The 22,711-nt window shown below is 58.7% G+C and carries 20 protein-coding genes; 12 read left to right on the top strand and 8 right to left on the bottom strand.

The features are described 5' to 3' along the window. Window positions 1-121: 121 nt before the first annotated feature. The 4 genes from GKQ23_RS11580 (at window position 122) to araC (ending at window position 4,759) form a co-directional block, all read left to right on the top strand. Window positions 122-1,105, top strand: a complete 984-nt coding sequence (locus GKQ23_RS11580) for an arabinose ABC transporter substrate-binding protein (RefSeq protein ID WP_212411197.1) — start codon at window positions 122-124, stop codon at window positions 1,103-1,105. 200 nt (window positions 1,106-1,305) lie between these two features. After that, window positions 1,306-2,829 (top strand): L-arabinose ABC transporter ATP-binding protein AraG, encoded by a 1,524-nt coding sequence (gene araG, locus GKQ23_RS11585; protein ID WP_101505617.1) that lies wholly within the window; start codon window positions 1,306-1,308, stop codon window positions 2,827-2,829. Between the two features lie 15 nt (window positions 2,830-2,844). After that, window positions 2,845-3,825 (top strand): L-arabinose ABC transporter permease AraH, encoded by a 981-nt coding sequence (gene araH / locus GKQ23_RS11590; RefSeq protein ID WP_056241558.1) that lies wholly within the window; start codon window positions 2,845-2,847, stop codon window positions 3,823-3,825. A 13-nt stretch (window positions 3,826-3,838) separates the two neighbouring features. Beyond that, window positions 3,839-4,759, top strand: coding sequence for an arabinose operon transcriptional regulator AraC (gene araC, locus GKQ23_RS11595; protein WP_056241554.1), 921 nt, complete (start codon window positions 3,839-3,841; stop codon window positions 4,757-4,759). Here araC and add read toward each other — a convergent pair. From add to manA, 3 genes are all read right to left on the bottom strand, one after another. Beyond that, window positions 4,756-5,763: an adenosine deaminase gene (gene add / locus GKQ23_RS11600; protein WP_212411199.1), complete on the bottom strand. Its 1,008-nt coding sequence runs from the start codon at window positions 5,761-5,763 to the stop codon at window positions 4,756-4,758. The two genes, araC and add, sit on opposite strands and share 4 nt — an antisense overlap. Before the next feature lie 156 nt (window positions 5,764-5,919). Next, window positions 5,920-7,422: a YdgA family protein gene (locus tag GKQ23_RS11605; protein WP_212411207.1), complete on the bottom strand. Its 1,503-nt coding sequence runs from the start codon at window positions 7,420-7,422 to the stop codon at window positions 5,920-5,922. Window positions 7,423-7,562: 140 nt separating this feature from the next. After that, window positions 7,563-8,747: a mannose-6-phosphate isomerase gene (gene manA / locus GKQ23_RS11610; RefSeq protein WP_212411209.1), complete on the bottom strand. Its 1,185-nt coding sequence runs from the start codon at window positions 8,745-8,747 to the stop codon at window positions 7,563-7,565. A gap of 486 nt (window positions 8,748-9,233) precedes the next feature. Here manA and fumC point away from each other — a divergent pair, with 486 nt between their 5' ends. Next, window positions 9,234-10,631 (top strand): class II fumarate hydratase, encoded by a 1,398-nt coding sequence (gene fumC / locus GKQ23_RS11615; RefSeq protein WP_212411211.1) that lies wholly within the window; start codon window positions 9,234-9,236, stop codon window positions 10,629-10,631. A 331-nt stretch (window positions 10,632-10,962) separates the two neighbouring features. Then, window positions 10,963-11,925 (top strand): AraC family transcriptional regulator, encoded by a 963-nt coding sequence (locus GKQ23_RS11620; protein WP_212411213.1) that lies wholly within the window; start codon window positions 10,963-10,965, stop codon window positions 11,923-11,925. Between the two features lie 28 nt (window positions 11,926-11,953). Here the strand turns inward: GKQ23_RS11620 and rcsA are convergent, their stop codons facing one another. Further along, window positions 11,954-12,583, bottom strand: a complete 630-nt coding sequence (rcsA, locus tag GKQ23_RS11625) for a transcriptional regulator RcsA (protein WP_212411215.1) — start codon at window positions 12,581-12,583, stop codon at window positions 11,954-11,956. Between the two features lie 665 nt (window positions 12,584-13,248). On the opposite strand from rcsA, the gene yajD reads away from it, so the two are divergent. The 4 genes from yajD (at window position 13,249) to GKQ23_RS11645 (ending at window position 15,538) form a co-directional block, all read left to right on the top strand. Further along, the gene (yajD, locus tag GKQ23_RS11630) at window positions 13,249-13,596 is read left to right on the top strand and encodes an HNH nuclease YajD (RefSeq protein ID WP_056241517.1); all 348 of its coding nucleotides are present in this window, start codon (window positions 13,249-13,251) and stop codon (window positions 13,594-13,596) included. An 84-nt stretch (window positions 13,597-13,680) separates the two neighbouring features. Beyond that, entirely contained in the window at window positions 13,681-14,118 is a 438-nt protein-coding gene (locus GKQ23_RS11635) for a VOC family protein (protein WP_212411217.1), read from the top strand. Between the two features lie 329 nt (window positions 14,119-14,447). Continuing rightward, window positions 14,448-14,894, top strand: coding sequence for a DUF3290 domain-containing protein (locus GKQ23_RS11640; protein ID WP_212411219.1), 447 nt, complete (start codon window positions 14,448-14,450; stop codon window positions 14,892-14,894). Window positions 14,895-14,902: 8 nt separating this feature from the next. After that, window positions 14,903-15,538 carry a DUF421 domain-containing protein gene (locus GKQ23_RS11645; RefSeq protein WP_056241506.1) on the top strand — a complete coding sequence of 212 codons (636 nt, stop codon included), beginning with the start codon at window positions 14,903-14,905 and terminating at the stop codon, window positions 15,536-15,538. Between the two features lie 85 nt (window positions 15,539-15,623). Here the strand turns inward: GKQ23_RS11645 and tus are convergent, their stop codons facing one another. The 3 genes from tus to GKQ23_RS11660 all read right to left on the bottom strand — a co-directional run bounded on the left by tus (window position 15,624) and on the right by GKQ23_RS11660 (window position 19,241). Beyond that, window positions 15,624-16,553, bottom strand: a complete 930-nt coding sequence (gene tus / locus GKQ23_RS11650) for a DNA replication terminus site-binding protein (protein ID WP_212411221.1) — start codon at window positions 16,551-16,553, stop codon at window positions 15,624-15,626. A gap of 179 nt (window positions 16,554-16,732) precedes the next feature. Beyond that, the gene (locus tag GKQ23_RS11655; protein ID WP_212411223.1) at window positions 16,733-17,926 is read right to left on the bottom strand and encodes an MFS transporter; all 1,194 of its coding nucleotides are present in this window, start codon (window positions 17,924-17,926) and stop codon (window positions 16,733-16,735) included. Window positions 17,927-18,104: 178 nt separating this feature from the next. Further along, on the bottom strand, window positions 18,105-19,241 hold the full coding sequence (locus tag GKQ23_RS11660; protein WP_212411230.1) for an alpha/beta hydrolase: 1,137 nt from the start codon (window positions 19,239-19,241) through the stop codon (window positions 18,105-18,107). Window positions 19,242-19,439: 198 nt separating this feature from the next. On the opposite strand from GKQ23_RS11660, the gene GKQ23_RS11665 reads away from it, so the two are divergent. Then, on the top strand, window positions 19,440-20,324 hold the full coding sequence (locus GKQ23_RS11665; RefSeq protein ID WP_212411232.1) for a LysR family transcriptional regulator: 885 nt from the start codon (window positions 19,440-19,442) through the stop codon (window positions 20,322-20,324). A gap of 15 nt (window positions 20,325-20,339) precedes the next feature. On the opposite strand, the gene GKQ23_RS11670 is transcribed toward GKQ23_RS11665, so the two are convergent. Further along, a complete protein-coding gene (locus GKQ23_RS11670; protein ID WP_212411234.1) occupies window positions 20,340-21,593 on the bottom strand; it encodes an MFS transporter in 1,254 nt (417 codons plus the stop codon). 102 nt (window positions 21,594-21,695) lie between these two features. Between GKQ23_RS11670 and GKQ23_RS11675 the strand changes: the two genes are divergently transcribed. Continuing rightward, window positions 21,696-22,607, top strand: coding sequence for a LysR family transcriptional regulator (locus GKQ23_RS11675; RefSeq protein WP_212411236.1), 912 nt, complete (start codon window positions 21,696-21,698; stop codon window positions 22,605-22,607). Window positions 22,608-22,711: the final 104 nt, after the last annotated feature.

Raw genomic sequence — 22,711 nt, forward strand, 5'->3', positions numbered from 1 at the left:
CCGCACCGTCAGGCCGTCGGCATCGGGATAACCTAATGTTTGCAGGCGTAAAAAATTTCGTTCACCCGATTGATACCGTTTACACAAACCCGCTGATGCGGGCACTGAGCCGGAGAGCCTCATGCACAAATTCACTAAAACGCTGGCCGCGATTGGTTTCGCCGCCGTTATGTCACAATCCGCTATCGCCGAAACCATGAAACTGGGCTTTCTGGTCAAGCAGCCGGAGGAGCCGTGGTTCCAGACCGAATGGAAATTCGCCGACAAGGCCGGTAAGGAACTGGGCTTTGAGGTGATTAAAATCGCCGTGCCGGACGGTGAAAAAACGCTGAACGCCATCGACAGCCTGGCCGCCAGCGGCGCGAAGGGCTTTGTGATCTGTACGCCGGACCCGAAACTCGGCTCGGCGATTATGGCCAAGGCGCGCAGCTATAACCTGAAGGTGATCGCCGTTGACGATCAGTTCGTCACCGCCAAAGGCAAACCGATGGACACCGTACCGCTGGTGATGATGGCGGCGACCAAAATCGGCGAGCGTCAGGGCCAGGAGCTGTACAAAGAGATGCAGAAGCGCGGCTGGGACGTGAAAGAGACCGCGGTGATGGCGATTACCGCCAACGAGCTGGACACCGCCCGTCGCCGCACCGGCGGCTCGATGGACGCGCTGAAGGCGGCCGGTTTCCCGGAGAATCAGATCTACCAGATCCCGACCAAATCCAACGATATCCCCGGCGCGTTTGACGCCGGCAACTCGCTGCTGGTGCAGCATCCGGAAGTGAAAAACTGGCTGATCGTCGGCATGAACGACAACACCGTGCTGGGCGGCGTGCGCGCCACCGAGGGCCAGGGCTTTAAGGGCAGCAACGTGATCGGCATCGGCATCAACGGCGTTGACGCGGTCAGCGAGCTGTCGAAGGGCCAGGCCACCGGTTTCTACGGCTCGCTGCTGCCAAGCCCGGACGTGCACGGCTACCGCAGCATCAAGATGCTGCATGACTGGGTCACCAGCGGCACCGAGCCGGCGAAATTCACCGAAGTCACCGACGTGGTGCTGATCACCCGCGACAACTTCAAAGCCGAGCTGGCGAAGAAAGGGCTGATGTAAAAGGGGCTGTGTGACCCTGTCACATTATGGCCGGGTCACACGCCAGCCGGTTTGCCCGCCGCCGGGCAGAACGGATAAAGCGCTTCAGCTGAACGCCTGCGCATCACGGCAGACGGTCAGCTGAAGCAATACGCAACGCGCGGCTGTACAAGGCCGCGTCAGGTACCGGCGGGGCAACCCGCATTCTGGCTGGAGTGGTTATGCAACAACAACCTGCTTATCTCAGCTTTCACGGCATTGGCAAAACCTTTCCGGGCGTTAAGGCGCTGCAGGATATTGGCTTTGAGTGCCATGCCGGACAGGTGCACGCGCTGATGGGTGAGAACGGCGCCGGCAAATCGACGCTGCTGAAAATCCTCAGCGGCAGCTATCAGCCCAGTGCCGGTGAAATCCGCCTGCAGGGGCAGCCGGTCAAATTCCCCACTACCGTGGCGGCGCTCAACGCCGGCGTGGCGATTATCTACCAGGAGCTGCACCTGGTGCCGGAGATGACCGTCGCCGAGAATATCTACCTCGGCCAGCTGCCCGCCCGCGCCGGGCTGGTGAACCACGCCCGCCTGCGCGCCGACGCGCGGGTGCAGCTGCAGGCGCTGGGCATGGATATTGACCCGGACCTGCCGCTGAAGTATCTCTCCCTCGGCCAGTGGCAGATGGTCGAGATCGCCAAGGCGCTGGCGCGCAACGCGCGGGTGATCGCCTTTGATGAACCGACCAGCTCGCTCTCCGCCCGCGAGATCGACCAGCTGTTTCGGGTGATCCGCCAGCTGCGCGCCGAAGGGCGGGTGGTGCTCTACGTCTCGCACCGCATGGAGGAGATTTTCGCCCTCAGCGACGCGATTACCGTGTTTAAGGATGGCCGCTACGTGCGCACCTTTACCGATATGGCCACCACCGACAACGACCAGCTGGTGCAGGCGATGGTCGGCCGCGACATCGGCGATATCTACGGCTACCGTCCGCGCCCGCACGGCGAGGTAAGGCTGCAGCTGGAGGCGGTGCAGGCGAAGGGCGTGCGCTGCCCGATCTCGTTCAGCGTGCGCGCCGGCGAGATCGTCGGCCTGTTTGGTCTGGTGGGTGCCGGGCGCAGCGAGCTGATGAAAGGCCTGTTCGGTGCCACCCGCCTGACGGGGGGCCAGCTGAAGCTGGACGGTGACAACGTCACGCTTCGCGAGCCGATTGAGGCGATCCGCGCCGGCATTATGCTCTGCCCGGAAGACCGCAAGGCGGACGGCATCATCCCGGTGCACTCGGTGCGCGACAACATCAACATCAGCGCGCGGCGCAACAACCTCACCGCCAGCGGGCTGATCGACAAACGCTGGGAAGCGCGCAACGCCGGTGAGCATATCAGGTCGCTGAAGATCCGTACCCCGTCGGCAGAGCAGCTGATTATGAACCTCTCCGGCGGCAACCAGCAGAAGGCGATCCTCGGCCGCTGGCTGTCGGAAGAGATGAAAGTGATCCTGCTCGACGAGCCGACGCGCGGCATCGACGTCGGCGCAAAAAACGAAATCTACCAGCTGATCTACGCGCTGGCCGAACGCGGCATTGCCGTGCTGTTTGCCTCCAGCGATCTGCCGGAAGTGATGGGGCTGGCCGACCGTATCCTGGTGATGCGCGAAGGTGAAATTGCCGGCGAACTGGCGCACGACGACGCCACCGAAGCCCTGACCCTCAGCCTTGCCATGCCTAAAACCGCCAAACCCGCCAGCCGGGTGGCCTGAATTCAGGAGTAAACTATGTCTGTAACCACGACCTCCGGCCCTGCGGCAGCGAAGCGTTTCAGCCTCGGACGCATCTGGGACAACTTTGGCATGCTGGTGGTGTTCGCCGCGCTGTTTCTGGCCTGCACGCTGTTTGTGCCTAATTTCGCCAGCCTGATCAATATGAAGGGGCTGGGGCTGGCGATCTCAATGTCCGGCATGGTCGCCTGCGGCATGCTGTTCTGCCTCGCCTCCGGCGACTTTGACCTGTCGGTGGCCTCGGTGATCGCCTGCGCGGGCGTCACCTGCGCGGTGGTGATCAACCTCAGCGAAAGCTTGTGGATCGGCGTGGGGGCCGGGCTGCTGCTCGGCGTTGCCTGCGGTTTTGTTAACGGCTTTGTCATCGCAAAGCTTAAAATTAATGCGCTGATCACCACCCTGGCGACCATGCAGATCGTGCGCGGTCTGGCCTATATTTTCTCCGACGGTAAGGCGGTGGGCATCGAAGACGAACGCTTCTTCGCCCTCGGCTACGCCAGCTGGCTGGGCGTACCGGCTCCGGTGTGGCTGACCATCATCACCCTGGCGCTGTTTGCCTTCCTGCTGAATAAAACCACCTTTGGCCGCAACACGCTGGCGATCGGCGGTAACGAAGAGGCGGCGCGGCTGGCCGGCGTGCCGGTGGTACGCACCCGCATTATCATCTTTATTCTCTCCGGACTGGTCTCCGCCGCGGCGGGCATTATCCTCGCCTCGCGCATGACCAGCGGCCAGCCGATGACCTCGCTGGGCTATGAGCTGATCGTTATCTCCGCCTGCGTGCTCGGCGGCGTGTCGCTGAAGGGTGGCATCGGTAAAATTTCCTACGTGATCGCCGGGGTACTGATCCTCGGCACCGTTGAAAACGCGATGAATTTACTCAATATCTCGCCGTTCTCACAGTACGTGGTGCGCGGTCTGATATTGTTAGCGGCGGTGGTCTTCGACCGCTACAAACAGAAAGCCAAACAGGCCTGATTAAGGAGGCGCTATGTATCATCGTCTGGCCCCGGTGGCGCAGTCCAACCCGCTGTTGCCCGGTTATCAGTTCGGTGCCTGGCTGGTAGCCGGACTGACGCCGATCGCCGCCGACGGGCCGCTCGACTTCTTTATCGACCGTCCGCACGGCATGAAGGGCTATATCCTTAACCTGACCATTAAGGGGCGCGGCCAGGTGTTTGACGGCGAAACCGAGTTTGACTGTGAGCCCGGCGATCTGCTGCTGTTCCAGCCGCAGACCCCGCACCTCTACGGCCGCTCGCCGGGCAGCGACGCCTGGCACCATCGCTGGGTCTACTTCCGCCCGCGCGCCTACTGGAACGACTGGCTGCAGTGGCAGGATAACGGCCAGGGCGTAGGCCGTCTGCGGCTGCCGGAGTCGCTGCGCGAGGAGTTTGACCGGCTTTTTGCCGGCATCGAGCAGACGCACAACTCCGGGCGGCGCTTTGCCGAAGAGCTGGCGATGAACCTGCTGGAGCGGCTGCTGCTGCGCGCGGTGGAGGAGGACCCGCGCAGCCATCAGCAGATCCGCGACGCACGGGTGGTGGAGGCCTGCCAGTTTGTTACCCGCAACCTGGCGGCCGAGGTGAAAATTGAGGACGTGGCGAAGCACGTCTGCCTGTCGCCGTCGCGCCTGGCGCACCTGTTCCGCGAACAGATGGGGGTTAACCTGCTGCGCTGGCGGGAAGATCAGCGGGTGATCCGCGCCCGGCTGCTGCTGCAGACCACCCAGGAGCCGATCGCCAGCATCGGCCGCGAAGTCGGCTACGACGATCAGCTCTACTTCTCGCGGGTGTTTCGTAAGCGGGTCGGGGTCAGCCCCAGCGACTTCCGCCGCCGCAGCCTCGACGCGCACGATGCGCTGGTGGCACAGGAGACCTGGCACCCGCCGCGCCGGGTGAATGAAGGCTAAACCAGACGATCCGCCACGCGTTTGCGGATCGACGCTTTTTCGGCGTCGCTGAGGAAGGCGATCTTCAGGCCGTTTTCCTGCGCGGTGCGTATCTGCTGCTGGCTCAGGCCGGCGGCCGGGGCGGCCACCCGGTACTCGTGGCCGATCTCAATGCCCTGAACCGCCGGATCGTCGGTGTTGATGGTCGCCAGGATGCCGTGATCGAGGAACGACTTCAGCGGATGCTGCGCCAGCGAAGCGACGGTGCTGGTCTGAATATTTGAGGTCAGGCAGGACTCCATACCGATGCCGTGTTCGGCCAGGTAGTCCATCATCGTCGGGTCGGTAATCGCCTTCACGCCGTGGCCGATGCGCTCAGCGCCCAGCTCACGGATCGCCTGCCAGATGCTCGCCGCGCCTGCCGCTTCACCGGCGTGTACGGTAATACGCAGCCCGGCGTCACGCGCGCGGGTAAAGTGGCTGAGGAAACGTTCGCCGGGGAAGCCCAGCTCGTCACCGGCCAGGTCCAGCGCGGTAATGCCGCTGCGGTGCGCCAGCAGCGCGTCCAGCTCGCGCAGGCAGGCGTCTTCGCCGAAGGTGCGGCTCATAATCCCTGTCAGGCGCACGTCGATATTGTGCTTCGCCACGCCGGCTTTAATGCCGTCGATCACCGCTTCCACCACGCCCGCTACCGGCAGGTTGTGGGTCATCGCCATATAACCGGGGGAGAAGCGCAGCTCGGCGTAGTCGATGCCCGCGCGCGCCGCGTCTTCGACGTTCTCAAGCGCCACCCGGCGGCAGGCGTCGAGCGAACCCAGCACCTTCACGCCCCAGTCCAGCTTGTTCAGGAAGCTGACCAGGTCCGGCTCGGTCTCCATCACCTGCACGTGCGGGCGCAGCTGCTCCAGCGTGCTGGCGGGCAGGGTCAGATTAAACTCACGGCCTAAATCGAGGATGGTCTGTGCGCGGATATTGCCGTCAAGATGGCGATGAATATCGGTAAGGGGAAGCTGGGAATCGATCATGTCGGCACTCTTTTTATGTAATCAGTTAAGTGCAGAGCATTATAAAAACTCTTTGCGCAACAATACCAGCAAATTGCGCAACGGCTGGCCTGTTTGCTGGATTAATCGGCGGAATACGGAAATAAGCAGGGCACCCGCAGGTGCCCTTAGTCGAGTTTACTCAGACAGGGAAGGCGCTGCCATTCCGCCGCCCAGCATATAGCGGGTGAGGAACTGCTCCAGCGGCATCTTCTCGCCGTTCATCGTCACCTGGCCGTTGGCGTACTGCAGGCTGGTGATGATGTTGTCATCCTGCTGGGTGGTCAGGCGGAACATCTGGCCCATCGCTGCCAGACCTTTCACCTGCTGCTCGGCCAGTTTGGCCGCATCTTCCTGCGAATGGCCTTCGCCCAGCGCGGCGCGGGTCATCAGCTCGGTGGCCATTGGCATTGAGATGGTCAGCTTACTGTCCAGCGACTTGAGTACGCTGTCCAGACGCTGTGCCGGATCGTCGGCCGGCGGGGTGCCCGGCGTCGGCTCTTTAAACTGGGTGTTCAGATTAAAGCTGCTCTCGCCCTTGGCGTTTTTCAGGCTGAACGGCGCGATAGCGATCGACGGGCTGCCTTTCAGCAGCTGCGGCAGGTTGGCCATCAGCAGTTCGCTGACGCGCTGCTGATACAGCGCCGGGTCGTTGGCGACCGCCGGATCGTTGCTCAGCGCCTGCACCTGACTGTTGTAGTTAGCGGAGAACGCTTTCATCGCCTTACCGTCAAAGTCGGCCAGCTTAACCACCAGTTTACCCTGGCCAAAGTCCTGGCCCTGCAGCTTGAGGCTGTCGAGGGTATAGGCCACTTCACCGCCGACGCGGTTATCTTTCGAGTCGAAGTTAGATGTGCCGTTCAGCCCTTCCAGCGCCAGCACGTCTTTACCGGACACGGCGGTGGTGAAGCTTTTCAGCACCACCTTCTGATCGCCGATGCGCAGGCCTTCTTCGCTCAGCCTGCTGTTGGCGTCAAAGGTCAGGCCGTTTACGGTAAACAGCATCGGCATATCCAGCTGATTTTTGCTGCTCAGCGCCACGCTCTTGATATCGGCGTTGATATCAACCTTATCGCCCTTATCGTCGGCGCTGATGTCCAGCGTGCCGCCTTCAAAGGCAAAGCGCTCGTGGGTCTGCACGTTGTTGTAATCCACCGGCAGCAGCTGAATGCGCGAGTCGGTGTTGCCACCGTAGCCGATGCGGGTTTCAGCCTGCACCACCGATTTACCCTGCGCCATCTCAAACAGCTTCTTCACCGCGTCGGTGTTTTCCAGCTCGCTGTGTACCGAAGCCATCGACGGCAGCAGATTGAATTTTTTCAGCTGTGCCAGCGGGAACGGACCGTGGTCGATAGTCTCTTTAAAAACTACGCTCTGGCCCGGCTTCAGCAGGGAGTTATCTTCGGTTTGCGAGCTTGACTGCAGCACAAAGCGGGCGGAACTGCTGAACAGACCACGCTGATAGTCCTGGTAGCTCAGCTGCAGGCGGCTCTCCGGCGCGGCCTCGGCGATTTTCGCATTAGCGTCGGCAACCACCTGGTCCATATGCTTTTCCAGCTGCTTACCGGTCAGCCATGCGCCGCCGGTCCAGACCACGCCCAGCGCAATCACCACGCCTACTGCAATCCTGGTTTTCTTCATCGGTAATGTCATCCTTTCTAGTCACCATCGCCGGAGCTGCCTCGCATCTCCGGCGGCCAGTTGTCTGGCGAATAAAAAAACGCCGGAACGGCGTTTTTCCTCTGCTTCGCTACTCAGCTTAGCAATAATGTGCGCTGGCGTCAGCCGCGCGCGTTGAGATCGTTGAACGCGCGCGCCACCCGGCCATTGCCCGCAAGCGTCAGCGGCGACTCGCTGGCGGCGATAAACGCCGACTCGCCCGGCAGCAGACGCAACGTCTGGCCGCCCGTGCTCAGCACGGCCTCGCCTTCGATGCAGAACAGGATCGCCGCGCTCTGCTGGCTGACGCTCAGCGGTTCAGCGCTCAGGCGGTGGATGGCAAAGGCAAAATCGGCCACCGGGATCGGGAAGTTCTGCGTGCGTCCGTCGTCCTGCGGAGCGGTCAGCAGGGTGTCCGCGGCGCGGGAAACAAACTGCAGATTATCCAGCAGCTCCGGCACGTCGATATATTTCGGCGTCAGCCCGGCGCGCAGCACGTTATCGGAGTTGGCCATAATCTCCAGCGCCACGCCGTTCAGGTAGGCGTGTGGCGTTTCGGCAAACAGGAACATTGCCTCACCCGGCTGCAGCTCAACCACGTTCAGCAGCAGCGGAGAGAACAGGCCGCTGTCGTCCGGGTAGACCCCGGCGATCTGCGCGATGGTCTGCCACGGCTGGCCCTGTTCGGTTTTCAGCGCCGCGCGCAGCACCGTCAGCGCCTGCAGTTTCTCCGCGTCCTGCATTGAGAGCAGGGCGGCAAACAGCTGTGCCAGCTGCTCTGCGTCCGGCTGCGCCAGGAAGGCGACAATCGCCGGGTGGGCATCCGCTACCGGCTGCAGCAGCGCGGCGATCTCCGCCAGCGGGCGGAAGCCGTTAATGGCGCTGAACGGCGTCAGCGCGTAAACCAGCTCCGGCTTATGGTTGGCGTCTTTATAGTTGCGGTGGGCGGCGTCCAGCGGAATGCCGGCGGCGTTTTCACGGGCAAAGCCGAGCTCTGCGGCCGCTTTGCTTGGGTGTACCTGAATCGACAGCGGCTGAGCGGCGCACAGCACCTTAAACAGGAACGGCAGCTCGCCAAAGCGCTGCGCCACCTGTGCGCCCAGCTGTGCAGGCTGGTCGGCGTTAATCACCTCGCGCAGTGAACGCGTCTCCCCCCCGACCACCACCGATGACGGGCTCTTCGGGTGCGCGCCCATCCACAGCTCGGCCTGCGGCAGGCCCTGCGGATTGGCAATGCCGTACAGCTCGTTGAGCGCGGTGGTGCTTCCCCAGGCATAATTCTGCACGGTGTTGAGTAGTTTTTGCATGATCGGTGTAATTCATCCTTGTAACGATGCGGGCAGGGCCGCGATTAAACCAGAAAAGACGATCGGATTGACACCGTGATCCCCCGTAAAATCAGGCAGATCAGATCTGATGGCATTTCCTTTCTATTACATCAGCTTACAAAATATGTCTCCCCCGGTCTATGCTCTAATTCTGAATCCTGGCCAGGATAAGGCCAGCTGACTGATTCTGGTTATGGGATCGCCACTTAACCGGGCGTGCTGTTAAGGAGGATGACAGATAATTTTTGAGCTGTAACGGGGGCGCGGGCTGGCACAATCTGGCGCTCACCCGCCGGGGGCATAATGGGGGATGTTTTTTGTGATCGCAAAGACACTCTGATGTAATAAATGCGAATGAGTCGCATAATCTTTTGCTGTGAAAGGTACACTATGGCCGCGCCCGCTGCCGCAACCCGGCAGAGCAGGGCTATGATTAATCATATGATTGCGCTAAAGGAGAGAGTAATGGTCGCCAACCGCATTGAAAAAGATTCAATGGGCCCGATTGAGGTACCGGCTGACAAACTGTGGGGCGCGCAGACGCAGCGCTCCCTGGAACACTTTCGCATTTCCACGGAAAAAATGCCCGTCGAACTGGTCTACGCGCTGGCGCTGACCAAGCGCGCGGCGGCGAAGGTCAACAGCGACCTCGGGCTGCTGCCGGCAGAACGCGCCAGCGCCATCGTCAGCGCGGCTGACGAAGTGCTGGCCGATAAGCACGGCGGTGAATTCCCGCTGGCGATCTGGCAGACCGGCTCCGGCACGCAAACCAATATGAATATGAACGAGGTGCTGGCCAACCGCGCCAGCGAGATCCTCGGCGGCGAGCGCGGCATGTCGCGGCTGGTGCACCCGAACGACGACGTTAACAAGAGCCAGAGCTCCAACGACGTGTTCCCGACCGCGATGCACGTGGCGGCGGTGGTGGCGGTAAAAGAGCACCTGATCCCGCAGCTGAACGTGCTGCAGCAGACGCTGAACGCCAAGGCTGAAGCCTTTAAAGACGTGGTGAAAATCGGCCGCACCCACCTGCAGGACGCCACGCCGCTGACGCTTGGCCAGGAGATCTCCGGCTGGGTGGCGATGCTGGCCCACAACCTCAAACATATCGAACAGAGCCTGCCGCACGTGGCGGAGCTGGCGCTGGGCGGCACCGCGGTCGGCACCGGCCTGAATACCCACCCGGAATACGCCGTGCGCGTGGCGGAAGAACTGGCGGTGCTGACTAAACAGCCGTTCGTCACCGCGCCGAACAAATTTGAAGCGCTGGCCACCTGCGATGCGCTGGTTCACGCCCACGGCGCGCTGAAAGGCCTGGCGGCCTCGCTGATGAAAATCGCCAACGACGTGCGCTGGCTCTCCTCCGGCCCGCGCAGCGGCATCGGTGAACTGAGCATCCCGGAAAACGAACCGGGCAGCTCGATCATGCCGGGCAAAGTGAACCCGACTCAGTGCGAAGCGCTGACCATGCTCTGCTGCCAGGTGCTGGGCAACGACGTGGCGGTCAACATCGGCGGAGCCTCCGGCAACTTCGAACTGAACGTGTTCCGTCCGATGGTGATCCACAACTTCCTGCAGTCGGTGCGCCTGCTGGCCGACGGTATGGACAGCTTTAACCACCACTGCGCGGTCGGCATCGAGCCTAACCGCGACCGCATCACCCAGCTGCTCAACGACTCGCTGATGCTGGTTACCGCGCTGAACACCCATATCGGCTACGATAAAGCGGCCGAGATTGCCAAGAAGGCGCACAAGGAAGGCTCTACGCTGAAAGCCGCTGCGCTTAAGCTGGGGTATCTGAGCGAAGCCGAGTTTGATGCCTGGGTTAAGCCTGAGGAGATGGTGGGGAGTCTTAAAATATGATTAGCTGAGTTCCGTCAGTCAATCAGCGGCTTCGTTCAACAGATAATCCGCAAGCGTTGGCTGAGGGCACATTAAGCATCAAAACCGGCGTCAGTAACACGGCGCCGGTTTTTTATAAAAATACGACTGTCCCACAGGGGGCCGCGGTACCCGGCAGATCCCACAGGCCAGACAGCAGCGTAACCAGCCAGACCCGCTTCACCGGGCTGTAAGTGAAAGTAACTCGCTGGCTGGAATACTGCTCGGTTCCCTACGCACATAGCTTCTTCCCTGAGTTTGCCGTATAAATAATCACTTGTGGTTTTGAGCGCCGGTAACCCAAGAGAACAGCATGTCCAGACCGACAGAACTCTATGTTCAGCATCTGCTTGATGTCGATGATATTCCTGCTGAAAATCGCTATCTGGAAATCGCCAAAAACCTGGAGTGTTACGGCATAACGGTGGCAGACGATCGCCGGCCGGAAGAGATCGTCGCCCGGCACAAAACCATTTCCGGGATCAACTGTGACTTCTGCAGCGCAGCGGGATCACGAAACATCACCACCTTTGACCCGCATAAATCGCCAAAGCCCTCCCTCTACATTTCCGTTCTGCTGGCAGGCGATCAGTCTATTCGTGGGGTGAAAAAGTCAGCCCACGCCAGGGTCAGCCAGGGCACGCTGAACGTTCATCAGCGTAATGATTATTACACCTATGAAAGTAATGACGTGAACCAGCTCTATCTGATCCCGGATATTGCTGCCGTTAACAGCATATTTGAGGGCAGGCTAACCAACCCTACCGTTTCGCTGGAAAGCCATCCTCTGATGCCCTTTATGAAATCCCACATGCTGCTGTTGCATCAACAGGGGGCCTTACTCAATGTCAAACAGGCATCGGTGATTCTGGATGGCCTGCACAATATGGCCATGCTGATGTTAACGGACGTGGCGAAAGAAAAAGGGTTGATTTCATCAGGTGCGCTTAGCCACATCTACAACGCATCCAGATCCTATATCGAGCAGAACTGTCATCTGCAGGCGCTCTCTCCGGACCAGATTACCAACGTTCTGCGCTATTCACGATCCAGCCTTGACAGAGCGTTTAAAGAGCAGGGGACGACGGTGATGGCGACGATTAAAGATGTGCGTTTAACTAAAGCAAAAGAGATGCTGGAAAACCATCCGCATTTACGTATTGATCGGATCGCATGGGAGTGTGGTTTCAGTAGTCAGTTTATTTTTAGTAAGAATTTTCGGGAGAAGTACCAAATGCCGCCTAAAGTCTGGCGTGATAACTTTGGCGGGACATAATCCTTACTCAAAAGGGTAAATCCTTGCTTTACTGTTGCTGGAATCTTTCCCTGTCAACGCAGATACCACCGCTCACCTTGTTTGCCAGACTGAACACGTGATGAATAATTTGTTTGCTGTTGGTTTTTATTTTTCTTTTAATATTGCCTTTGTGTGCTGCAATGGTCTTGTTTTTGATGTTCAGTTCTTCAGATATATGCGGCGTGCTATGACAGGACATCCACATTTCCAGCATAACCGACTCTGTTCTGCTCAGCTTTACAGGCTGGGACTGACGGTCGTTGCATAAAGGATGTAGCGCATCCCTCTTAAGATAGTCGTCAACCAGTGTTTTCAACGTATTCAACCCAATGTGCTTTGATAAGAACACCAGATTCTCACGAACAACGACATGCTCTTTAAAATTTCTGGCTGAAGTTGACATAAATACTAAAAAGATCAAGTCGGCATTACTGGCAATCATCTCCCGCAGCGCCTGCGTTTCCTGATTGTGTTCAGAGAGGCAATTCTCACTAACAAACACCAGTCCGGACCGGTATTGAGTGCAGTAAGCCTGTGCGGAAGTTACTTTTCTTGCGAAAAATATATTAATATGTGAGAAGTAATGTGTCAGCCCGGTTAGCGTATAATTACAGGGATCAATAACAATCGCTTGCATTTTTATCTTCTTCTTAAGTTGGGTTTCTTTCAGCTTTTCCGCGTGAATAAAGATTGAAATTCAAAGGGAAAAAAATAAGTAACGGCCACAGGCAGATCAAATTATGCGTAGTTTTTCTTCATTAAAACATGTCTCTGCACATCACTTTTTGTTCTTCTCCGTCACAGGGATGTGTGTTCCCCTGCTGCCGGCAGCAATGAGATGAGTCAGGGGTTCACCCCCAGAAAGACAAAGAACGCCAGCCGCGGCCAGCCCGTAAGACCAACGGCGGAAGTTGCAGGAAATCTGGCTTTGCGGGAACCCCCGCAACCGCATCGACAGCCTGTCGGTTAAGATCTCAGGTTGTTATCAGAGATGATTGATCGGAACGCTGAATCCAGGCTGAGCTCCCTCGAAAAATCTGGTACAGGGAACAGCGTTTCAGTTAACCTGACGCGACAAGCACTGTTAAATCATGATTTTCGCCGCAACGCGGCAGGGGTACTTCTGACAGTGGACACCGCAGGGCGTGTGAGGCGAGGCCATGAAGATGGCTAATAATTCGCATAAAAAGCGATTACCCTGAACGCGTCGGTGATGAAGCGGGGGATCATTTCTCTCTTTTGCCCATTTTGCGATATATTAGCCCCACTATCAAAATCCTCTTTTTCCAAAGGTATTCCCCGATGGCCCTGATCCCCAAAAACTATGCCCGTCTCGAAAGCGGTTACCGCGAGAAAGCGCTTAAAATCTACCCGTGGGTCTGCGGGCGCTGCACGCGTGAGTTTGTCTACTCCAACCTGCGCGAACTGACGGTGCACCATATCGATCACGATCACACCAATAACCCGGAAGATGGCAGCAACTGGGAGCTTTTATGCCTTTATTGTCACGATCACGAGCATTCGAAGTACACCGAAGCGGACCAGTACGGCACCCGCGTGGTGGCAGGCGAAGACGCGCAGGATGACGTTGAAGCCGCAACCTACAACCCGTTTGCCAACCTTCAGGCGATGCTGAACAAGAAGAAGTGATGGCCGCTGCCTGCTTCTGTTAGCAGATTGCCAGCAGCAGGAAGGAGAACGAAGAAAACTAACCAGTCATGAAAGGAAGCAGCAATGTCCCAGCTTTTACCGGAAATCGAAGTGATGTTTATCGCCGGGTTTGGCCCAATCTCCCGGAGTACGGAAACCAGCGCCGCGTTTTATCTGCATGCGCTGGGGCTGCCGCTGAAGCCGATTGAGGGCAACAGCGATTACCTGGTGACGGAAGAGGGCGCGCTGCAGGGCGCTAAGCATTTTGCCGTCTGGCCGCTGGCGCAGGCAGCCACCTCATGTTTTGGCACTGAGCAGTGGCCAGGCGAACTGCCGATCCCGCAGGGATGGATTGAGTATGAGGTACGGGATCTCGATGCTGCCACCCAGGTTTTGGCCGACAGAGGCTATCGTCTGCTGGTGGCAAATCGCACCGAGCCCTGGGGGCAAAAGGTCACCCGCCTGCTCAGTCCTGAAGGGTTGCTCACCGGATTGACGATCACGCCCTGGTTGCGCCAGTAATAAGCAGGCGACTTACCCAGCGCCTTTCTTAGCATGGTGATAAAGGCGCTGACCGAGTCATAGCCACGCATATTGCGGTATCGCCGGGCTGATACTGTGCTCTCAAGGCAGGGGAAGCCGCAGCCAACCGGATAATATACCCACCGGATATCGTCGGGTTCAGCCACCTGCACCCCGTTTCCAGGCCGTTTTTCCTCTGTTCTTCAGTGGGTGCCATAGATCGGGAAGGCAAAATGCCTGACGTGGGAGCCAGGTGTAGCAGAGCATGCTGATAATGATTTGCTATAATGGCCTCAGCAAAATTTTAAACGACCAGGAACGGTGTCTGAATGAAGTTTTATGGGATAAATTATCTACAAACGCAGTCTAATCTGAATGACTATCTGAAATATATTATTATCTTTAGCACGTTATTTGTTCTGATCGTCGTCTTTAGCCTGTATATGCGCCATCGCCTGCAGACTAAGTATCGGGATTTAACGATTATCGCCTTCCTGTTTCTGCTTTTCATCTCGGGCGTTCAGTATGCGGATTATACCAACAGCCAGAACGTACATTCACAGTCATCACAAATGGTTAATTTTGTAAGGCTGTTGTCCAAAGAAAAAAACGTCAGCGTCAATGCTGTTTTTGCCAGCTCAGTACAGCTGACGGATGGCGTGATCGTTAAGGTCGGTGACGGTTATTACCGCGTGAATCTAAGTGCGGATCAAGCCACCTACAGCTTAGTGGAGGTCTGGTTAACCAATCCTGACATCTCCATCGTCAATAATTGAGGAATAAAATGACTCTTTACACACCTATTATGATCAAGCTGGCTCTGGGGATACTGTGCCTGATTGTGCAAATCAATCTTATGGGGAAGGGTAATCTGGCCCCTTCATCGGCGATGGATCAGGTTCAGAACTACGTTTTGGGTGGGATTATCGGTGGCGTGATTTACAATGAGTCAATTACGGTGCTGCAATTTGTGCTGGTGTTGATTATATGGACCTTGCTTGTTTTTGTTCTTAAGTTTTCGAAAGAGCATAATCGTTTCGTCAAAAGAATCATCGATGGCAAACCCATTACGTTAGTACATAATGGATCCGTGAATGTGAAGGAGTGTTTACGCAACGGGGTTTCTGCCAACGATCTGATGTTTAAATTAAGGGCTAACGGCGTTTATGAAGTGGAACAGCTCAAGCGCGTTGTTCTTGAGCAGAATGGGCAGCTGACCATTATTCAGAGTGGCGACGAAAATATTCGATATCCCATCATCGTGGACGGTTTAGCGAACCATGACCTGCTGGAAATTATTAATAAGGACAGCGCATGGTTAGAAGCAAGAATTGCAGAACAGGGCTTCAGTAAAATCAGTGAAGTCTACTTAGGTGAATACCTCTCCGGCCGGATTAATTTATACGGGTATGCGAGATAATCGCGGGCCATCCCATCGGGTCACTGTACAATGCCGCCCAGGTAACCGCGTGGCGACAGACGGGGCGCGAAAAATACCCTTGAAGCTATTCCACCCGGTCACTGTACAAATGCAGCCTTGGCACCACCAGGTGCAGCATCTGCGCCTCCGGCTTATAGCGGTGCGTAATCTGCGCCGCGTTGTAGTTCAGCAGCTCCCCCAGCTTCGGCACGCTGGCGGCATCGCGGCACAGCACCAGCAGCGGGGAAGGGCAGGCCAGCTGGGTCTGTTTTTTTGACTCCGCATCATACACCCGCGCAATCGGCTGCACTTTTACCGGCCGTTTAATCTTCAGCGCCGCACCTTCCGGTAACCCGCGCAGCAGATCCATCTCTTCCGATACCCGCTCCGCCCACTGTTCACGCGTCCAGGGGGCGACGGCACGCCCGGCCTGCAGGCTTTTTTCCAGTTTCTCCAGTATCTCAGCGCGGCTGACGTTCTTAATAATATGCTTGTTGGCCCAGCCGAAGCGCACCGAGTCCGGGCTCTCCAGCAGCGGAATGCCGCGATAGGCGTTAAGGGTGATCAGCCCGCGCTGGTGGCGATGCACAAACTCGAAGCGCTCCTCGCTCGGCAGGCCGGAGTCGACGGTGATAATCTGCTCCAGATCCTGCTTCAGCTGATTGACCCGCTGCACCTGCTGGCGCAGGCTTTCGGCCTGCACATCATCGGCCTGCAGGCAGATGGCACCGGGCAGGCGTACCGCCGATTTGGTGCTGATTTTCTCCGACTGGTGCTGCATAAACAGCAGCCCGTAGTGGGCCAGCGCCCGCTGCAGCGCGGCCTGGCCGAGCTGTTGCTCAACGGCAATTTTCAGCAGCGGATCGTGCTCGCGACCTTTCTCCACCGGCGGTAAGACAAACACCCGCGCGGCCAGCAGCCGCAGGGCAACAATCTGCTGCTGCAAAGTGGCAAGTTCCTGCTCCAGATCCGCCACGCAGCGGTGCAGGCGATCGACGGCTTCATATTGACTCATTACGCGAACCTTTAATAGTTACAACATACTTTTACTTTGCCGAATACTGGTGCAAAAATCCAGCACTTGCGTCAGTTTATTTTCGGCAGCGAAAACAGCAGCGAGTTGGCGACGAGTCTGTTAACCGTAGCGGGGCCTTACGGCCCCGTTAAAAGCGTAACGTTGATTAAGCCTGTCCGCTATTTATGACGGCTGTTTTGCCCTGAAGTCAGCCAGGTCAGCAGCGCCGCAACCAGCAGCAGCGCGCCGCTCATCGCAAAGGTGCTCTGCCAGCCGAGCTTATCAAACAGAACGCCGCCCACCGTTGAACCCAGCGCAATCGACAGCTGGACCATTGCCACCATCAGGCCGCCCGCCGCCTCGGCATCACCGGGCAGGGTACGGGCAATCCACGTCCACCATCCGGTCGGTGCTGCGGTCGCCAGCAGTCCCCACAGCCCGAACAGCAGCGCAACCAGCCAGACCAGCTGGCTGTTGAGGAGCAGCATGCCGACGATCGCCGCCATCAGCAGCGGAATGGCGATCAGCGTCGGATAGAACTTCGCATTGAGGAACGGGGTAATCGCCAGCGTGCCGATGAAACCCGCCACGCCAATCCCCAGAAGAATCAGCGACAGGCCGGCCCCGTCAACCCGGGTCACCGTCTCAAGGAACGGGCGCACGTAGGTGAATAACGCAAACTGCCCCATAAAGAACAGCCCGCAGGCCAGCATACCGACGGCAACGATCGGCCTCTTTAGCAGGCGAAACGCCGTACCGTGGGAGCGTGGGCGTTGATCCCCCGGCATTGCGGGCAGGCTGATCGCCTGCCAGATAAAGGCGACGATCGCCACCGGTACCAGGCACAGGAACGCCCCGCGCCAGCCGATGGTGGTACCAAGATAGCTGCCCAGCGGGGCGGCGATCACCGTCGCCAGCGCGTTACCGCCGTTGAAAATCGCCAGCGCGCGCGGCACCTGCGGCGCCGGCACCAGACGGATCGCGGTGGCGGCGGACATTGACCAGAACCCGCCGATAGCAACACCGATCAGCGCGCGTCCGGCGATATAGACCGGGTAGTCCGGGGCCAGCGCGATAATGATGCCGGAGACCGCCATCAGCACCGTCATTCCCTGCAACAGGATTTTACGGTTTATCGCGCCGGCCAGGGAGGAGATACTCAGGCTGGTCAGCACCGCCAGTGCACCGGAGATGGCGATCCCCTGGCCTGCCAGCCCCTCGCTGACCTGCAGATCGCGGGCCAGCGGCGTCAGCAGGCTGACCGGCATAAACTCGGAGGCCACCAGCACAAAGACGCACAGGGTCATGGCAAAAATGCCGCTCCAGTAAGCGTGCGGTGGGTGATGGGGTGGGGTATGGCTTAGTGTGGACATATCAGCATCTCTGAATATCGCCCCGGCAGGCTCAGGAAAAGCCGGGGCTAAGGCTATTAATGCAATAACAACTAATGGGGAATAGATGCCGTGCGCCGTCAACGGCGGCGAGGCGAACATCGCTACTTGAAACCCGTGGTCAGGCCACCCGTCGCTGACAGGTGGCCCGTTAAGTGGTTTACTTCAGATTGGTTTTAAAGAACTGGTCAAACTGCGTAAACGGGATTTTACCGGCCGCGTTATCGTACAGGTCAACGTGGTTAGCACCCGGCACCACTACCAGCTGTTTCTTCGTGCTGCCCACCGCTTTATAAGCGTCTTCGGCAAAGTAGCGCGAGTGGGCGTTTTCACCGGTAACGATCAGCGTCGGAATGGTGATTTCCTTCGCGTAGCTCAGCAGCGGCATATTCATAAACGACAGCGGCATGGTGGCGGTCCAGGCACCGTTAGAGTTGACGGAGCGCGCGTGGAAGCCGCGCGGCAGGCGATAGTAGTCAAAGAACTCTTTCAGCACCGGGTTTGGGTCAGCTGGTAACGCTTCCGGCAGAATGCGCTCGGCGGCGGTAACGCGGCCGTCTTTATCAACGTAGAGATCGTGGCTGCCCGCCGCCGGGGAGCCGTTCTCAGCATCCTTCCAGCGCTGCTGGTTCAGATAGCCCAGCACCGCGCGCCGGTCGGCCGTGGTGTAACGATCTTTGCCATCACCCACGCCGTGGCCCATCGCCCGGCTCATATCGTACATGACGCTGGTCGCGACCGCTTTTACGCGGGTGTCCATCGCGGCGGCGTTAAGCGCCATGCCGCCCCAGCCGCAGATGCCGAGCAGTCCGATGCGGTTGCGATCCACCTCTTTCTGTAAGCCGAGGAAATCCACCGCCGCGCTAAAGTCTTCGGTGTTGATATCCGGCGAGGCGACGTTACGCGGAGAACCGCCGCTTTCACCGGTGTAAGAAGGGTCGAAGGCCAGCGTCACAAAGCCCTGTTCGGCGAGGGTCTGCGCGTACAGACCGCTCGACTGCTCCTTCACCGCGCCAAACGGCCCGCTTAAGGCGATCGCGGCCAGCTTAGCGTCGCCACGGGTTTTGGGCAGATACAGATCGCCGACCAGGGTGATGCCGTAGCGGGTCTGGAATGACACCTTGCGGTGTTCCACCTTGTCGCTCTCGGCGAAGGTTTTGTCCCATGTCTTTACCATTGATACGGGCAGGTTTGGATTGGTGGTATCAGCATAACTCATTGTTGCAACTACACTTATTGACGCGCACAGCAGCATGGCAGGTATCGCGCTGGTCAGTTTACGGGTGAAAGCGATCATCTAAATCCCCAGGGTAAATAACAGAGAAGGTACAGCGCGCCCAGGGCAACGCTGCGGTGCTTTGTTCAGTTGTACACACTATACTCAGCATAAAAGAAGCTGATTAGTGGGGTTGAGATGCTATGATTCATAGCAAATTGCTATCAATGAGGGCGCTGTGATGGCCCTTCCTGAATGCTGCTGCCTGGAAGAAGATGAATGACCAAACGCGAAAACTACAATGAGATCTGGCTGTTTCTGCACGTGGTGCGCGAGGGCAGCTTCACCGCCGCGGCCCGGCGGCTGGGGCTGGCACAGTCGGGGATCAGCCGCTCCGTTCGCGAACTGGAAGAACGGCTCGGCGTGCAGCTGCTGGTGCGCACCACGCGCCGGCTGTCGTTAACCCAGGCAGGTGAGCAGCTTTACCAGACCGCAGAATCCGGCTTTGACGCGTTAGACGCGGGGCTGGCCACGCTGGCCCACTATCGCACCACACCCTCCGGCACGGTGCGCATCAACGCCAGCCAGCACGCGATTGATAAAGTTCTGCTGCCTAAGCTGGCGGTGCTTAAACAACACTATCCTGATATCCGTCTTGAGCTGATCGGCGAAGGGCGCTTTGTCGATATTATCGCCGAACGGTTTGATGCCGGCGTGCGGCTGGGGCCGGAGGTGGCACAGGGGATGGTGGCGGTGCGCATTACCCCGGATATGGGTATGGCCGTGGTCGGCTCGCCCGAACATTTTCGCCGTTACGGCTTTCCACAAATCCCGGCCGATTTAGCCAGCCATCCCTGCATTGCCTATCAGTTTGCCGACGGCAGCCTTTACTCATGGGAGTTGATCCAGGACGGTAAAACGGTGAGCCACCGGCCGCAGGGGCAGTGGGTGTTCGCAGACAGCTATATGGAAGCTAAGGCGGCCAGGCTCGGGCTCGGGCTGGCTTATGTCCCCGAAGAGCTGATTGCTGACGATCTGGAGCAAGGAAGCTTAATCCGGGTTTTACACCGCCACAGCCAGCGTATGGAAGGATCGTTTCTCTATTATCCTCACCGTAACGTCTCGCCTGCGCTGAGAGTGGTGATCGATCTGTTGAAAATCTGATTCGCCCAATCGCGCTCAGAGCCGTTTAACAAACAGCCGGTTACCCACCAGCAGCGCCGCCAGCAGCAGCAGGGTGATAAATGCGCTGATGCCGTACCAGCCGTAATGACGCCAGAATACCCCGCCCAGCGTCCCGGCCACGCTGGAGCCGAGATAGTAGCAGAACAGATACAGCGCCGAGGCCTGGCCTTTGGCGCGGCGGGTGCGCGGGCCGATCCAGCCGCTGGCCACCGCGTGGGCGGCAAAGAAGCCGGCGGTAAACAGCATCATCCCCGGCAGGATCAGCCACAGGCTGTTAAACAGAGTAATCAGCAGGCCGCTGAGCATCAGCGCGGTCGAGAACAGCATCACCGGCGCGCGGCCAAACCTCGCCGTCATCGCCCCCGCCTTTGGCGAGCTCCACGAACCGGTCAGATAGACCAGCGACAGCAGCCCAACCGTGGCCTGACTCATTGACCAGGGGGCGGCGAGCAGGCGGTAGCCAATATAGTTAAACAGCGTCACAAAGGCGCCCATCAGCAGAAACCCCTGCAAAAACAGCAGCGGCAGGCCGGCATCGCGCCACAGCAGGCGGAAGTTAATCAGCAGCTTGCAGGGCCGCAGCGAGGCCGGACGAAAATGACGCGAGGCGGGCAGGATCTTCCAGAACATCACCGCCGAGGCCAGCGCAAAGCAGCCGATGGTCGCCACCGCTACCCGCCAGCCGCTGAAATCGGTGATCACCCCGCTCACCAGGCGGCCGCTCATACCGCCAATCGAATTGCCGCTGATATACAGCCCCATTGCCAATGCCACCATACCGGGGTGCATCTCTTCGCTGAGGTAGGTCATGCCGACCGCCGCCACGCCGCTCAGCGCCAGCCCGGTCAGCGCGCGCATGATTAAAATTCCGTGCCAGCTGCTCATGGTGGCTGAGAGAAGCGTAAAGATCCCCGCCAGCATCAGCGCCGTCACCATCACCGATTTCCGGCCGACGGCATCGGACAGCGGCCCGACAATCAACAGCCCCAGCGCCAGCATGGCGGTGGCGATTGACAGCGAAACGCTGCTGGCCGCCGGCGAGATAGCAAACTGCTGCGACAGTACCGGCAGGATCGGCTGCACGCAGTAGAGCAGGGCGAAGGTCGCCAGCCCGGCGCTGAACAGCGCCAGCGTCACGCGCATAAACTGCGGCGTACCGCGTTGAATATAGTCAGTGGCAGGGGAGGATAACGGTTCAGTACGATCAACGCCGTCTTCAACGATGACGGCAGCGGATGAGCGGTTCACAAAGATTCCTTAGTCGCGAGGAGGAGTAACACCTTGCTAAGCGTAAGAAAATTCCATTAGGATGTATAATATATTAATAATCTCGATTGAGACGTTTAAGCTATGAATGTTGAGTTGCGTCATCTGCGCTATTTTATCGCCGTCGCGGAAGAGCTGCACTTTGGCCGCGCCGCCGCGCGGCTCAATATCTCGCAGCCGCCGCTCAGCCAGCAGATCCAGCAGCTGGAGCAGGAGATTGGCGCGCGGCTGCTGGCGCGCACCAACCGCAGCGTGCGGCTGACCGCGGCCGGCCAGCAGTTTCTCGCCGACGCGCGGCTGATCCTGCAAAACGTCAGCCAGGCGGCGGATAAAGCCGCACGCCTGCACCGAGGTGATGAGGGGGAGCTGCGCATCGGCTTTACCTCCTCCGCGCCCTTTATCAGCGGCGTCTCTGACGCGCTGTTCAGCTTTCGCCGGCGCTACCCGGACGTGCATATCCAGATGCAGGAAATTAATACCCGCCAGCTGCTGGCACCGCTCAGCGACGGGCGGCTGGATCTGGGGGTGATGCGCAACACCGCGCTGCCGGATAATCTCAGCCATCAGCTGCTGCTGGAAGAGCCGATGTACGCGCTGATGCACCGCGATCATCGTTTGGCCGGCCGCGCACGGCTGTCGATTACCGAGCTGGCCGGCGAACCGCTGGTGTTTTTCGATCCGCAGGGCGGCACCGCGCTGTACGGGGAGACCCTCGCGCTGCTGCAGCGCTATCAGATTGAGCCGACCATCACCCAGGAGGTCGGTGAAGCGATGACCATCATTGGCCTGGTCTCCACCGGTCTTGGCGTATCGATCCTGCCCGCGTCATTCCGCCGGGTGGGGCTGGCCGACGTGGTGTGGATCCCGCTGGCGGAGGCCGACGCGCGATCTGAGGTGTGGCTGGTATGGGCGCATCAGCGCGAACGCTCGGCGAGCACCGCGGCGATGATGTCGCTGTTACTGCAGTCCCGCCCCTCTGAATCGCTGAAAACCTGAGCGTAACGGGCAGCATTATGTGCTGCAAATCACATTTCGAATCAAATATTTGACGCCCGCTGCGAAGTGTTTCACCATAGCGAATGGCTTTATTTTGAAGCCCG

Origin of the sequence: Erwinia sp. E602 (assembly GCF_018141005.1) — a bacterium.
GTDB lineage: Bacteria > Pseudomonadota > Gammaproteobacteria > Enterobacterales > Enterobacteriaceae > Erwinia.